Source organism: Nocardia gamkensis NBRC 108242 (assembly GCF_001612985.1).
GTDB lineage: Bacteria > Actinomycetota > Actinomycetes > Mycobacteriales > Mycobacteriaceae > Nocardia > Nocardia gamkensis.
Map to the genome: position 1 here is coordinate 57,178 of NZ_BDBM01000027.1, position 14,589 is coordinate 71,766.

10 protein-coding genes are annotated in these 14,589 nt (G+C 68.3%); 8 read left to right on the plus strand and 2 right to left on the minus strand.

Annotation, left to right across the window (positions count from 1 at the left end; genetic code table 11):
* The 5 genes from NG1_RS21230 (at position 1) to NG1_RS21250 (ending at position 5,500) form a co-directional block, all read left to right on the plus strand.
* On the plus strand, positions 1-1,821 hold the full coding sequence (locus NG1_RS21230; protein ID WP_210750505.1) for an NAD(P)/FAD-dependent oxidoreductase: 1,821 nt from the start codon (positions 1-3) through the stop codon (positions 1,819-1,821).
* A gap of 9 nt (positions 1,822-1,830) precedes the next feature.
* Positions 1,831-2,772, plus strand: a complete 942-nt coding sequence (locus tag NG1_RS21235) for a GlxA family transcriptional regulator (RefSeq protein ID WP_062973404.1) — start codon at positions 1,831-1,833, stop codon at positions 2,770-2,772.
* Between the two features lie 192 nt (positions 2,773-2,964).
* On the plus strand, positions 2,965-4,644 hold the full coding sequence (locus NG1_RS21240) for a S8 family peptidase (protein WP_062973406.1): 1,680 nt from the start codon (positions 2,965-2,967) through the stop codon (positions 4,642-4,644).
* 4 nt (positions 4,645-4,648) lie between these two features.
* Complete coding sequence (locus tag NG1_RS21245; protein ID WP_062973515.1) at positions 4,649-5,059, plus strand: NYN domain-containing protein; 411 nt, start codon at positions 4,649-4,651, stop codon at positions 5,057-5,059.
* A 90-nt stretch (positions 5,060-5,149) separates the two neighbouring features.
* Positions 5,150-5,500: a hypothetical protein gene (locus NG1_RS21250; protein ID WP_040866199.1), complete on the plus strand. Its 351-nt coding sequence runs from the start codon at positions 5,150-5,152 to the stop codon at positions 5,498-5,500.
* Between the two features lie 64 nt (positions 5,501-5,564).
* Here NG1_RS21250 and NG1_RS21255 read toward each other — a convergent pair whose 3' ends face one another.
* The gene (locus NG1_RS21255) at positions 5,565-7,211 is read right to left on the minus strand and encodes an MDR family MFS transporter (protein WP_062973408.1); all 1,647 of its coding nucleotides are present in this window, start codon (positions 7,209-7,211) and stop codon (positions 5,565-5,567) included.
* A complete protein-coding gene (locus NG1_RS21260; RefSeq protein WP_062973409.1) occupies positions 7,204-7,701 on the minus strand; it encodes a MarR family winged helix-turn-helix transcriptional regulator in 498 nt (165 codons plus the stop codon). The genes NG1_RS21255 and NG1_RS21260 overlap by 8 nt, the downstream gene beginning before the upstream one ends.
* A 292-nt stretch (positions 7,702-7,993) precedes the next feature.
* On the opposite strand from NG1_RS21260, the gene NG1_RS21265 reads away from it, so the two are divergent.
* The 3 genes from NG1_RS21265 to NG1_RS21275 are packed head-to-tail and all read left to right on the plus strand — an operon-like array spanning position 7,994 to position 14,253.
* Positions 7,994-9,661, plus strand: coding sequence for a fatty acyl-AMP ligase (locus tag NG1_RS21265; protein ID WP_062973411.1), 1,668 nt, complete (start codon positions 7,994-7,996; stop codon positions 9,659-9,661).
* A 30-nt stretch (positions 9,662-9,691) separates the two neighbouring features.
* Entirely contained in the window at positions 9,692-9,958 is a 267-nt protein-coding gene (locus NG1_RS21270) for an acyl carrier protein (RefSeq protein WP_062973413.1), read from the plus strand.
* On the plus strand, positions 9,955-14,253 hold the full coding sequence (locus NG1_RS21275) for a type I polyketide synthase (protein WP_062973415.1): 4,299 nt from the start codon (positions 9,955-9,957) through the stop codon (positions 14,251-14,253). The genes NG1_RS21270 and NG1_RS21275 overlap by 4 nt, the downstream gene beginning before the upstream one ends.
* Positions 14,254-14,589 lie beyond the last annotated feature (336 nt).

Consider the following 14,589-nt stretch of genomic DNA (forward strand, 5'->3'; position numbering starts at 1 on the left):
ATGGGCCATCAGAGAGGAATATCAATGGCTGCACCGATCTCTCGACCAGCAACCGAGTACGACGTCGTCATCATGGGCGGTGGTCCCGCGGGATCCACGCTCGCCGCGATGCTCTGCCGCGAAACCGATCTGCGCGTGGCGATCTTCGATCGCGAGGTGTTCCCGCGTGAGCACATCGGCGAATCGGGTGCGCATCCCCTCGTCCCCGTCCTGCAAGCGAGCGGGGCGCTGGAGAAGGTGCTCGCGAGCGAGTGCTGGATCCAGAAGTACGGCGGCATCTACCAGTGGGACACCGACCGGCCGTTCGTCGGCTTCTTCGAGCACGCGGACTACCTGGCCGACGGCGTGTTCCGCTGGTCCGTCCACGTCAATCGCGCGGAATTCGACACCGTGCTGCTCGAGCACGCCGAGTCCTGCGGCGCCCACGTCTTCCAGGGCGTGCGGGTGACGCGCTTCCTCCTCGACGGGGGTGCGGCCACGGTGGTCCTGGAAGACGGAACCGAGGTCAAGGCAGGCTATTTCGTCGATGCGTCCGGGCGGGCGAATCAGGTGGCCGCCCGCGGGTCGCAGCGCGACAAGCAATGGCTCTCGGACTACCGCAACGTGGCCGTCTGGTCGCACTACCGCAACTGCGTGCCCGCACAACGCGCGGCCGGTGACTGGAACGTCTTCCGGGCCGACAACTTGTCGCCGATCTACGCGGTGGCCTTCGAGCACGGATGGGTGTGGTACATCCCGACGCCTCGGCTGGTCGACGGCACTCGGGAAACCGTGTGGTCGATCGGCATCGTGACCAATCCGGAGTCGATCGCTCGCGTGGATCTGCGAGATCCGGACATCTTCCTGAAGACGATCAAGTCGATCCCGGTGCTGCAGGACCTGGTGGCGAACGCGGAACCGATTCGTCGGGAAATGCTGACCGCCACCAACTATTCCCGGGTCAGCGATTGTTTCGGTTCGTACGCGGATCGCTGGATGGCGGTCGGGGACGCGTCGTACTTCGTCGATCCGCTGTTCTCCTCCGGGATGTCCTTCGCCGTCACGCAGGCGTGGGCGGCCGCATTGGTGCTGCGCAAGACCTTCGACAAGGACTTGGACGAGCAATCGAAGGAAGACCTCTGGCGTGACTACGACGTCGAGTGGCGCGGGATGGCGGAGACATGGGCGCTGAGCATCGACCAGTGGTATCACGAGATCTCGCGCTCGCATCCGGACAGCCCGTACTGGAGCGCGGAAGGCCGGCGGGTGGAGGTCGACAACGCCACCGAGGGCACCTTCCAGGCGCTGCTGAACACCGCCCTGGTGCCCGACCTGCTGAACATCATGACGAAGGGCACCCGCGATCCGCGTGATCTGGCCACCGAGGGGCCCTACCTGCGGGCCTACACCGCCGCCGACGCGGTCGAACTGGCACCGGAGGACATCGTGACGCTGTCCCCGGACGCACGAATCCGCACCGGTGTGGCGGCCGACATCCCGGGCTTCAAAGGGATGTCGCCGCCGTTCGAGATTCCGCAGGCAGCTCGCGAAGGACTCGCCGCGTACTGGCGAGACCCCATCGCCAACAGCGAGGCGGCGCCGTCGCCGCTCGCCGATACCGTGGACTGCCACCGGATCTACTCCGCGTCCGATCCGGGCAACGAGGTGCGGTGCCTGGATCGAGACGGGGGCAAGGAGCTGTGGGAAACGCTGAACCGCGGTCCGGCACGGTGGTCGGAGCTGGCGCCACGGTTGACGGTGCTGCAGGGACGCGCCCTGAAGCGCTTGCTCCGCGCCGGGTTGGTGGTGGCCGGGCCGGAAGCGTTACAGCAGGCCGACTAGGTCGAAGGCATGAGATCATTGGCTGTTCTGGCCGTCGACGACGTGATTCCGTTCGATCTCGCGGTGCCGCTGGAAATCTTCGGGCGGGCCCAGCAGGAGGACGGAACTCCGGCGTACGAGGTCCATGTCTGCGGGGTGAACTCCGACGTCCCGTCGAAGTTCTTCGAAATCTCGTGTCTCGGTGACATCGAATATCTCGAGGAGGAGGCCGGAACCATCATCGTTCCGGGAGCGATGAGCTACCGGTCTCGGCCATCGGAGCGGTTGCGAAAGGCGTTGGTGCGCGCGCACGAAAGGGGCGCGCGGGTGGCATCGATCTGTCTCGGCGCGTTCACCCTCGCCTCGGTCGGGCTGCTCGACGGACGGCGAGCGACGACGCATTGGATGGCCGCCACCGAATTGTCGAGGAGCTACCCGCGGGTGCGCGTGGATCCCACGGTGCTGTATGTCGACAACGGGAGCATCCTGACTTCGGCGGGGGCCGCGGCAGGGCTGGATCTGTGCCTCCATATGGTCCGGATGGATTACGGGACCGCCGTGGCGGCCGATACCGCCCGGCTCTCGGTGATGCCACTGACGCGCGACGGGGGACAGGCGCAGTTCATCGCGGAACGTCCGCGCTCGGAGGCGGACAGCATGTCGCTCAATCCCACCTTGGAATGGGCGGAAACGATGCTCGGTGAGAAGATCACCGTGCTGGATCTCGCGGAGCGAGCCGGCGTCAGCAAGCGCACGCTGATCCGGCGCTTCCACGAGCAGGTCCGGATGACGCCGAACGAGTGGCTCCAGACCGTCCGGGTGCGCAAGGCCCAGGTGCTGCTGGAGACGACCATCCTCACGATGGAGTGCATCACCGACCAAACGGGATTCGCCTCGGTGGCCGCGTTCCGGAAGGTCTTCCGCAAGACCGTGGGGATCACGCCGCAGGCGTACCGGCGGGCCTTCCGCTGATCAATCCTCGCGTGCCGCACTCTCGCCGTGGATTCGCGAATCCGAATCCACGGCGAGACCCCTGGTCGCCGGTTATCCCGTCGAGGTGGCTCGCAACCCCGGTCGCACAGTTGCCGGGTCGGCGGCTCGTATTTCGTCGTTGCCGGAATGTAGTTCATAGTTGGTGCTCGGGTCCCCACGGCTAAGGAGATCATGGTGCCAACCGCCAATTTCGGTACGAAGGACGATCCTGGTTTCGAGCTGGAGCAGAGTCCCGATCTGATCGTGGTGCGCACGCACAGCGGTCGTGGGATCCGGCGGCAATCGGGGTCGGTGCGCACACCGCTGAGCGGTGAACTCGACGACGCGACACTGGTGCAGGCCTACCCGGAGGCAGGAGTCGAGGTCTATCGCCTGCCCGCGGGGTCGAGATCGGTGGAGGAACGCACGCCGGCGCTGGAGGCCGCGCCGGAGGTGCGGTTCGCCGGACACGTGCTGGTGGACCCGGTGACCGGGGAGCCGGTGCTCTATACCGAGAACATCTTCGTGAAGTTCGTCGACCACGTCGACCGCGAACATTGCCTCGCCGTCCTGGCCGCGGCGAATCTCACTGTGAAGCAGGTGGTTTCGTATGCCACCAACGCCTACTTCACGGCGGCGCCCGAGGGCACCGGCCAGCGGGTCTTCGACATCGCCACCGCCCTGTTGAATCGCGACGACGTCGAGTACTGCCACCCGGAGCTGATCCGGCACCGGGCGAGGAAGACGATCTTCCCGCAGCAGTGGCATCTGAAGAAGACCACCATCGGCGGTGTCACGATCGACGCGCACGCGGCGGTGGAAGCCGCGCATGCCCTTACCCGCGGGGCGGGGGTGACGATCGCCGTGATCGACGACGGTGTCGACATCGACCATCCCGAGTTCGCCGGTGCCGCGAAGATCGTCGCGCCACGGGATGTCACGGCGAAGACCGATGATCCGCGCCCGAAAGACTCCTTCGGCACCGGCCCCGACAACGGTGACAACCATGGCACCGCGTGTGCGGGCGTGGCGTGCGCCAACGGCACGGCCGGAGCCTCCGGAGTGGCGCCGGAGGCCGCGCTGATGCCGATCCGGCTCGCCTCAGGCCTCGGATCGCAGGCGGAGGCGGACGCGTTCGGGTGGGCCGTCGATCACGGGGCCGACGTCATCTCGTGCAGCTGGGGCCCGGCCGACGGCAGGTGGTTCCAGCCGAACGATCCGGCGCACAACCGGGTGGTGGCGCTGCCCGCGAGTACCAGGCTGGCGATCGAATACGCCGTCGCCAGCGGACGCGGCGGCAAGGGCTGTGTAGTGCTGTTCGCGGCGGGCAACGGCAACGAATCCGTCGACAACGACGGCTACGCCGGTTTCGCGAAGGTGATCGCGGTCGCGGCATGCAACGACACCGGCAAACGCAGTGTCTACAGCGATTTCGGCAAAGCGGTGTGGTGCGCGTTCCCCAGCAGCGACTTCGGGCACCGACCCTTCGGGCATCCCGACCCCCTCACACCCGGGATCTGGACGGTGGATCGGCACGGGGCGAACGGCTACAACCCCGGCACGGTGGCGGCCGGCGACGCGGCGGGGGACTACACCAACGACTTCGGCGGAACCTCCAGCGCGTGCCCGGGCGCTGCGGGCACAGTGGCATTGATGCTGTCGGTGAATCCGGACCTGACTTCGGACGAGGTGAAGAACCTGCTGAAAGACGCCTGCGACAAGATCGATCCGCAGGGCGGCGGGTACGGGGCGGACGGGCACAGCGACAAGTACGGATACGGCAGGCTGAACGCGCTCGCCGCCGTACGGGCGGCTCGGCCCGCCGAGACCGAGTCCGCTGCCGGTGCGGTGGTCACCGTCGCTGGAGACTGACGCGGTGGCGGCCGACGGTGTTCAGCTGATCGTGGTGGACGCCGCGAACGTCGTCGGTGCACGGCCCGACGGGTGGTGGCGCGATCGGGCCGGCGCAGCCCGGCGATTGCTCGAGCGGATGACCGGAGCGTGGGCGCGGCCGACCGAGCCCGCCGAGGTGATCGTGGTGCTCGAGGGCGCGGCGAAGGCCGCGGTCGACGCGGCGGCGGAACCGGGATTCGGCGGCGTGCGCGTGGTGCGTGCGGAGGGCTCGGGCGACGACGCGATCGTCGGCGTGGTCGCAGCGGCTCGGGCGGAAGATAGCAGCCGTTCGATCACAGTGGTGACGGCCGACCGCGGACTGCGTGCCCGCGTGGTGGCCGCGGGGGCGGCGACGGTGGGGCCGAACTGGCTGCTGGACCGCTTGGGGCCGTGATGCGGTCGGCGCCCGGAAGTCGGTCTCGCATTGATACACCTCCGGCGTTTCACCCATCCGTCCAGTCCGTTTTGCGGCACTCTGAGCGGTATGACCGCCTCCGACGTCGTGGGGATGCCGTTGCTCTACCTGGTCGAGATCTCCGAGCCAGGTTACTTCAATCGGCCGTGGTGGAAGATCGCGAGCACCGGCGCGCCGGGGCAGGTTCGTGCCGCGCTCAGCGAACTGGCCGTCCGGGTCGAGCGCGACATCCAGCGCGCCGGAGGCGGGGGCCGGTGCTGGTACCGCTACGACGTGCGGTGGCCCGACGGCGCCGTGCTCGAGTGTTTCCAGGGGGCGATCCGATCGGTGTTGATTCCCGGCGAGTTGCGCTGCCTGGCCGTGGCCCTGACCTCCGCGACGACCGTGGATCTGCGCTCCGCCGAGCGTCCGCCGTACTGATCACGCCGCCCGACAGACGAGCAGAGCCCCGATGGCTTCGGGGCTCTGCGGGTGAATCGGTGGCTCAGTCGAGCAGAGCCGGTTGTCTGGCGCCGTCCTGCTTCGCGGCGCCCCCGGACTCGGGCCGGGCCGCCGGATGCGAGTCGGCCTGCATCGGGTCGAGAGCGGGATCGATGTCGATCGTGCGGCGCAGCGGGCGGTTGGGCAGCAGCGCCGCCGCGATGAGCGCGACGACCGTGGCGCCCGCGGCGATGAGGAAGATCCGCCCGGTCGCGTCGCCGTAGGCGGCGCGCACGATGGTCGCGATAGGCGCGGGCAGGGCGCCGAGATCCAGATTGCTGCCGCCGGAGGACTTGGTCTGGATGCCGAGCCGGGCGAAGCCCTCCGCGGACAGCTCGCCGACCCGGGTGGCCAGGACCGAACCGAGCACCGAGACCCCGATGGCGCCACCGAAGGTGCGGAAGAAGGCGACACTGCTCGACGCTGCGCCGATGTTGTGCACGCTCACCGTGTTCTGCACGGCCAGGACCAGGTTCTGCATCATCATGCCGACGCCGAACCCCACGACGGTGATGTACCCGCCGACCAGCCACAGGCTCGTCGCGTGGTCGATCGTCGACAGCAGCGCGAATCCGAAAACCAGCAGTGCGGCGCCCGCGACCACGAAACCCTTCCACTTGCCGCGCCGGGTGATCAACTGACCGGAGCCGACGGAGGCGATCAGCATCCCCGCGACGAGCGGGATGGTCAGCACGCCGGCCGCGGTGGGGGAGTAGCCGCGCGCGGTCTGGAAGTACTGGCCCAGGAAGGTGGTCGCGCCGAACATGCCGACGCCGACGGCGATGGAGGCGATGATCGCCAGGCCCGTGGTGCGTTCGGTGACGATCGGCAGCGGGATGATCGGCGACTCGGCGCGGGACTCGACCCACACGGTCGCGAGCAGCAGCAGCACGCCGGAAGCGACATAGATCGCCGATTCCCGCGAGATCCAGTCGTAGTACCCGGCCTTTCCGGCGAACGACACCCAGATGAGCAGCACCGAGACACCGCCGGTCAGCAATGCGGCGCCGAGCCAGTCGATCGACACCCCCTCTTTGCGCTCGGTGGGCAGTCGCAGAGTCCGCTGCAAGAGCGCCAGCGCGATCACGGCCAGCGGCACGCACACGAAGAAGCACCAGCGCCAGCCCAGCGGGCTGTCGACGATGACACCGCCGAGGACGGGGCCGCCGGACATCGAGACCGCCATCACGGCGCCCATGTAACCGGAGTAGCGCCCGCGTTCGCGCGGCGCGACGATGGAGCCGATGATCGCGACGACGAGCGCGGTCAGTCCGCCCATGCCGATGCCCTGGACGACGCGCGCGACCAGCAGCACGGGGACGTTGCCTGCGAATCCGGCGATCACGGAGCCGACGACGAAGATGACGATGGCCGATTGGACCAGCGCCTTTTTGTTGAACAGGTCGGCGAACTTGCCCCAGATCGGCGTGGAGGCCGCGTTCGCCAGCAGCGCCGAGGTGATGACCCAGGCGTAGGCGGTCTGCGATCCCTGTAGGTCGCCGATGATGGTGGGCAGCGCGGTGGCGACGATCGTCGTGCTGAGCAGGGCGGTGAACAGTGCCGCGAGCAGCCCGGTCATCGCTTCCAGCACTTCGCGGTGGGTCATCGCGTACGGGTCGCGTCGCGTCACCGACTCGACTGAACTAGACATCTACTTCCTGACTCTCTTTCGAAACCGGCTGATGCGCGTGCACCGCACTGCTTTGTGCGTGCGCGGTCAGTGCGTTGCGGAGCTTTTGCACGGCGACGCACGCGCCCTCGGCGTCGTCTTCGCTCCAGTCCGCGAGGACGTTCTGCAAGCCCCGCGCTCGTAAAGCGCGGACGCGGTACAACAGATCCCGGCCCTCGTCCGTCACCCGGATGAGGGTGGCCCGCCCATCGGTGGGATCGGCGTGCCTGCTGATGTAGCCCGTGCCGACGAGTTCGGTGACGTGCCTGCTCAGTGCGCTCGGACTGATGCACAAGTCCACGGCGAGGTCCACCTGCCTGCACGGGCCCTTGGACTCGAGGGTGCCGAGCACCCCGATGCCGCCCGGAAGCAAGTGCCCCTCCTCCGGATGCGCGAGCACCGTACGGATCGCCCGGCCCATCAGATAGAGCTCTTTGATCAGGCTCTGAGCCGTATCGGGTGAGACTGCCACGTCCGCTCCATACGAGATAAGTTGCTTGCGCTATGCAACTTTATAGTAATTGCTTGCGCTAAGCAAATAGTGTTCACGGACTCCTCCGCCGTGCCGGGCCGACGACCCGCGGAGGGTGTAGCAGATTCACGGCTATCGGATCGCGGAACAGCGGGCGACCACCGACCCCAGGGTGGGTACGGGCCGACCCTGAGGTTTGCTGGACGGTCCCTAAGGTCTCTGTTCCTGCGGTTACGGACGCCGGAGAGTAGTAGCCGACGCCGGATACCGATCCCTACCGAGGAACTACGAGATGCAGCCGACTTTCGTTCACCACGTAAGGCAGCAAATATTCGAATACGGGGAAACCCGGTCCTATACCTACCTGCGTGAGGCCGGACGAGGGCTCAGCGAGGAAGTCGTCACCTACCGCGAACTCGACCGCGACGCCAGGGCTGTCGCGGCCTGGCTGGCGGCGCGTCCGGAATCGACCGAGCCGGTCGTGCTGCTCTATCAGGACGGGCTGGCGTTCCTGCGGGTGTTCCTCGGTTGCCTGTACGCCGGGGTCGTGGCCGTTCCGGCGCCTGTCCCGCACGATGCCGGCAGCGCCCGGCGTGTAGCGAATGTGATCGCGGATTCCGGCGCCCGATTGGTGCTCACCACAGCGCATTTTCAGCCGCTGGTCGCGGCGGCCACGCGCGCGGCCGTGGTCACCACCGACGGTCACCTCGGTGACCCCGACGCGTGGCAGATGCCCGACATCGACTCGGGGACGATCGCGTTCCTGCAGTACACGTCGGGATCGACCGGCACCCCGAAAGGGGTCGTCGTGACGCACGGCAATCTCCTGCACAACGAGTCCGCCATCGCCGCGGGCGGGATGAATGATGCCGATACCGGCGTCAGTTGGATTCCGCACTTCCACGACATGGGCCTGATCGGAATGCTGCTCGGGGCGGTATACGCCGGTGCGAACCTGGTGCTCATGGCGCCGACGACGTTCCTCAAGCGTCCGGTGCGCTGGCTACAGGCCATCGACAAGTACCGCGCGACCCTCACCGCCGCGCCGAATTTCGCCTACGATCTCATCGCGCGCCGGGTGACCGACGAGCAGTTGGCCGATCTCGATCTCAGCACCCTCGAGATCGCGCTGAGCGGCGCGGAGCCGGTCCGCGAGCAGACCATGACGGCGGTGCTGGAACGCTTCGCACTCGCGGGTTGGCGGCCGACGACGTTTCGGCCCGCCTACGGCCTGGCCGAGGTGACACTGCTCGCCAGTGCGGCATCGACGCCCTCGGTACCCGTCTATCTCGACGTGGGACGCGATGCTCGGCTCGTCGGCTGCGGACCCGCGGCCCGTGGTCTCGACATTCGCATCGTCTGCCCGCACACGCTGCAACAACTGGCGGACAACACCGTCGGGGAGATCTGGATTCGCGGCGAAAGCGTCGCCGCCGGCTATTGGAATCGTCCCGACGAGACCCGCGAAACCTTCGGTGCGCACCTCGGCACCGTGGGTCCGTTCCTGCGTACCGGCGATCTCGGCCTGCTTCGTGACAACGAGCTGTTCGTCGCGGGTCGCCTCAAGGATCTGCTGATCATCAACGGCCGCAACGTCTATCCCCAGGACGTCGAGGAGCTGGTGCGCCGGCTGCATCCGGCGTTCGCCGACAGTGCCGGCGTAGCCGTGTCCGTCGACGCGGGCGGCCGGGAACGACTCGTGGTGCTGCAAGGTGTCAAGACGGCGCTGCAAGGCGACACCACGCTCGCCGAACTCACCTCGGCGATCAAGGTCGCGGTGTCCCGCGGGTTCGACGTGCCCGCGCCGAACGTCGTTCTCATTCCACCCAGGTCGGTGCACCGCACCACCAGCGGCAAGGTCCAACGCAGCTCGATGCGGGAGGCGTTTGTCCAGGATCGCGTCGTGGGTGTCCTGCACGAGGATCTCGAACCGGCGCTGCGCCGGTCCGTGACCGCCTGATCGATCGAAAACCCGCCGAGGAGCCGAAACATGTTCACCAGCACGATCACTCGTCCGACCACCATCCAGGATTGGCTCGTGGAGCGCGTGGCGGACTACACCGAACGCGCGCCCCACGAGGTGGATCCCGTCGTCCCGCTCGCCGAGCTGGGCATGGACTCCGTCTCGGCGGTGAGCCTGTGCGGTGAGATCGAGGACCGCTGGTCGCTCGAGGTGGACCCGGTGCTGGTCTTCGAGTACCCCACCATCGCCGACATCGCCGCCTACCTGGCCGCCGAATTCACCCTCGCCGCATGACCGATATCGCCATCGTCGGCCTCGACTGCCGTTTTCCCCAAGCACCCGATCCGGCCGCGCTGTGGCGGCTGCTGATCGAGGGACGCGACGCGATCTCCGAGGTGCCGTCGAGCCGCTGGAACGCCGCCGACTTCCACGACCCGGCCGGTGCGCCCGGCACGATCAACACCCGCAGCGGCGGCTTCCTGGACGACGCGGATGCGTTCGACGCCGACTTCTTCGGCATCGCCCCACGCGAAGCCGAGGCGATGGATCCACAACAGCGGTTGCTGCTGCAAGCCACCTGGCGGGCCTTCGAAGACGCCACGCTGGACCCGCGCGGCGAGGCCGGTTCGCGGACCGGCGTCTTCGTCGGGGTGATGGCCAACGAATGGGCCAACTTGCAGATGAGCGACTACGCCGCGATCACGCCGCAGCACGGCTCCGGCAACGGGTACTTCATGACCGCGAACCGGCTGTCCTACCAGTTCGACCTGAAAGGACCGAGTGTCGCGGTCGACACGGCCTGCTCGTCGTCGCTGGTCGCGATGCACCTCGCCTGCGGCGCATTGGCTTCCGGCGAATGCGATCAGGCGGTGGCCGGTGGCGTCAATTTGGTGCTCACGCCCGCCGTCGGGGTGTTCTACACCCAGGCCGGTCTCTCCGCGCCGGACGCTCGGTGCAAGCCGTTCAGCGCCGACGCCGACGGCATCGTGCGCGGTGAGGGCGTCGCGGTACTGGTACTGCGCCGCCTCGCCGACGCCGAGGCGGCGGGCCTGCCGATCTACGCGGTGATCAAGGGCAGCGCCGTCAATTCCGATGGGCGCAGCAACGGCATCACGGCGCCGAACCGGTGGGCGCAGCAGCAGGTGATCGGCGCGGCGTGCGAGCGCGCCGGCGTACGGCCCGAGCAGGTGGATTTTCTGGAGGCGCACGGCACCGGAACCGTGCTCGGCGACATGATCGAGGTCAAAGCGCTGGGCCAACTGCACGGGCGAAACAGGCTTCGCCCCTGCGGGATCGGGTCGATCAAGGGCAATCTCGGCCACACCGAGGGCGCCGCGGGCGTCGCGGGCTTGATCAAGGTCGCCCTCAGCCTGCGGCACGGCGTGGTTCCGCCGTCACGGTTCGCCGACCAGGAGAACCCGCGGCTGCGGATGACACAGCAGGGTCTGCGTCTGCTCACCGACCCGATGCCGCTGGAAGGCCCCGGCTACGGCGGAGTCAGCAGTTTCGGCATCGGCGGCACGAACGCCCATGTCGTGCTGGGCAGCGCACCTGCGGCCGAAACGTCGACGGCGTCCGGCGGGGGAGTGCTCACCGTGTCGGCGAACGACGTGGAAGGGTTGCGGCGCAACGCCCGTCGGCTCGCCGATGCCTTGGCTTCCAGCCCGCCGGATCAATTCGCGCAGATGTGCTGGACGAGCAACCAGGTCAAATCGTCCGGCCGTGCCCGGCTCGCGATCGTCGCGGCGGATCGCGACACCGCGATCGCGCGGCTGCGCGAGGGGGCGGATACCGGAGTGGTGCGACCGCTGAGCGTCGGCTGGATGTTCACCGGACAGGGTTCGCAATTCCCGGGAATGGCTCGCATGCTGGAGGCGGCCAGTCCGCTGTTCCGGCGCGCCTTGGCGGCGGTCGACCAGGTCATGGCCGCCCATCTCGGCCGCTCGGTGCGCGCGCTGATGCTCGACGAGCACACCGGGATCGACCGCACCGATCTGGCGCAACCGGCGATCTTCGCGATGGAGTACGCCTTGGCGAAGTCGCTCGCCGACCTCGGCGTCCGTCCGGCCTGGGTGACCGGGCACAGCATCGGCGAGTTCGCGGCCGCCGCGGTGGCCGGAGTGTTCGATCTGGACGACGCGTGCCGTCTCGTCGTCGCACGAGGCGAGCTGATGCAGCGGCTGCCCGTGGGCGGAGCGATGCTCGCCGTGCGGGCGGACGCGGGCGACGTCGCGGACCTGCTCGCCGACCGGACGGAGATCGCGATCGCCGCCGTCAACGGACCGAAGGAGATCGTGCTGTCCGGCGCCGCCGCGGCGATCACCCGGATACACGAGGCGCTCGCGGCGCGCGGGGTGGGTGCGAAGGCGCTCACCGTGTCCCACGCCTTCCACAGTCCGCTGATGGAACCCATGCTGGCGGCGTTCGCGTCCGTCGCCCGCGAATGCACCTACCGGACACCGGCTCTGCCGCTGTACTCGACCGTGCGCGGTCGCCTGCTCGACGCGACCGAGACGATGGACGCCGCGTACTGGACCGAGCACGTCCGCGCCACCGTCCGCTTCGGCGAGGTCGTCGAGGCCGCCCTCGGCACCGAGCCGAGTCATGTCGTCGAGCTGGGGCCGCGCCGCGTCCTCGCCGCGCAGGCCGGCCGGATCCGCCCGGACCTGGCGGCGCGCTTCCTGACGCCCAGCCCGGGACCGGGCGCGACCGGGGGCGAACTGGCCGGCACCGTCGCCGCGCTGTATCGCGACGGATTCGATCCCGACTGGGACCGGCTCTACGAACCCGCGCAGCGCGTCCGCCGTCGGCTGCCCGGTTATGAGTTCTGCACCGACCAGCGGTTCTGGCTCGAACCCTGCGCCACCCCCACGCCTTCCGCACCAGCCGAGGAAACCTCCATGGACCAGTTGATCGCCCTCTTCCGTGAACAGAACGCCGTCCTGGCGAGTCTCGCGGGCGTTCCGTCCGCCGGGCGCGCTCCGCAACAGGCCGGCGCCGCGGCTGCGGTCACGCAGACAGTCACGCCGCAACCGATCGCGACGCAGACGACCACGGACCTGCCGATCGCCCCGGAAGCCGTCGCCGGTGTCATACGCGCGGAGTTCGCCAGGGTGAGCGGTTTCCCGGCCGATCGGCTCCGCGATACCCAAACTATCGGCGACGACTTGGGATTCGACTCGCTCATGCTCACCGACCTGATCGCCGCGCTCGTGCGCAAGCTGCCCGGCGCGGCCATCGACCCGAGCCGGTTCACCCCCGCCACGACGATCGGTGATGTGATCGCTCAGGTCTCGAATCAAGGGGGCGCGCCCGTCTCGCGGCAAGCCGCCGTACCCATGATGACCGAGGCGACCGAACCTCGGCGCGCGGTTGTCGAGCCGGAGTACCGGATCTCGGATTTCGCTGAGGTGAAGGCGATTTCCGATCGCTTCTCCGGTCTCGAAGCGCTCGGGCTGTCCAATCCCTATTTCTTGATCAACGACGGTGTCACGCGGGATACCTCCGTCATCGACGGTGCGCCGGTGATCAACTTCTCCAGCTACAACTACCTGGGACTGTCCGGTCATCCGGCGGTCACCGCCGCCGTGCAGGACGCGGTGGCCCGCTACGGCAGCTCCTGCTCGGCCAGCCGGATCCTGTCCGGTGAGAAGCCGGTGCACCGCGAACTCGAGACCGAACTCGCGGCCCTGCTCGGCACCGAGGACGCCATCGCGCTGGTGGGCGGCCACTCCACGAACGTCACGATCATCGGACACCTGGTCGGACCGGAGGACCTGGTGATCCACGACAGTCTCGCCCACGACAGCATCATGCAGGGCTGCAAGCTGTCGGGCGCGACCCGCCGTCCGTTCCCGCACAACGACCACGTCGCGCTCGACGCGCTGCTCACCGAGATCCGCCACCAGTACAGGCGGGTGCTGATCCTGATCGAGGGCGTCTACAGCCAGGACGGTGACATCCCGGACCTGCCCGCGATCATCGCGGTGAAGAAGAAGCACAAGGCGCTGTTGATGATCGACGAGGCGCACAGCGTCGGGGTGCTCGGCGCGGGCGGCGGCGGGATCGGCGAATACTTCGGCGTGGATCGCGCCGATGTCGAGCTGTGGTCCGGGACGACATCGAAGGCGCTCGCCGGGTGCGGCGGGTACGTCGCGGGCAGCGCGGAGCTGATCCGCTTCCTGAAGTACACGACGCCCGGATTCGTCTACAGCGTCGGCATGACGCCGATGAACGCGGCCGCCTCGGCGGCGGCGATCCGGCAGTTGCGGTCCGAGACCGAACCGCTGGAACGGCTCCGCCGCAACTCCCGGCTGTTCCTGCGACTGGCCCGGGAAGCGGGGATCGACACCGGCGACAGCCACGACACACCGATCGTCCCGTGCATCGTCGGCGACTCGCCGAAGACGCTGAGACTGTCGAACGCACTGCTGCGCCGCGGCATCAATGTCAACCCGATCCTGTACCCGGCGGTGCCGGAGAATCTGGCGCGCCTGCGGTTCTTCATCACCGCCTGCCATACCGAAGATCAGATCCGCGAGACGATCAAGATCCTCGCCGAGGAAATGGCCTTGCTCGCCGAGAGCTGACGCGCGGTGACCAGCGCGTGGCCTTCGCAGCGGCTGCGTCGTGTACCGCCACGCGCACCGGACCGCTGTAGCATCAGCCCGAGGTGCAATCGCTGCTGGTCGCAGCGGCGACTCGGCGGGGCAGGGCGGACGATGAGGGCCGAGCACGGTGTCCGCTGCCGCGGGTGGGGGTTCGAACGTCGTCGACGGGTGCCGCGGGCGCGTGCTCAGCCGGATGAAGGTTCCAGCGGCGTTTCGGCTCCAGTCGCGTGCGGCCGGTCGGCTCCCGATCCGATCGTGCACCGTGCCGCCGAGCCGATCGATGCCGGCTACCGCGGTGGACGAGGCCGCCTGCCT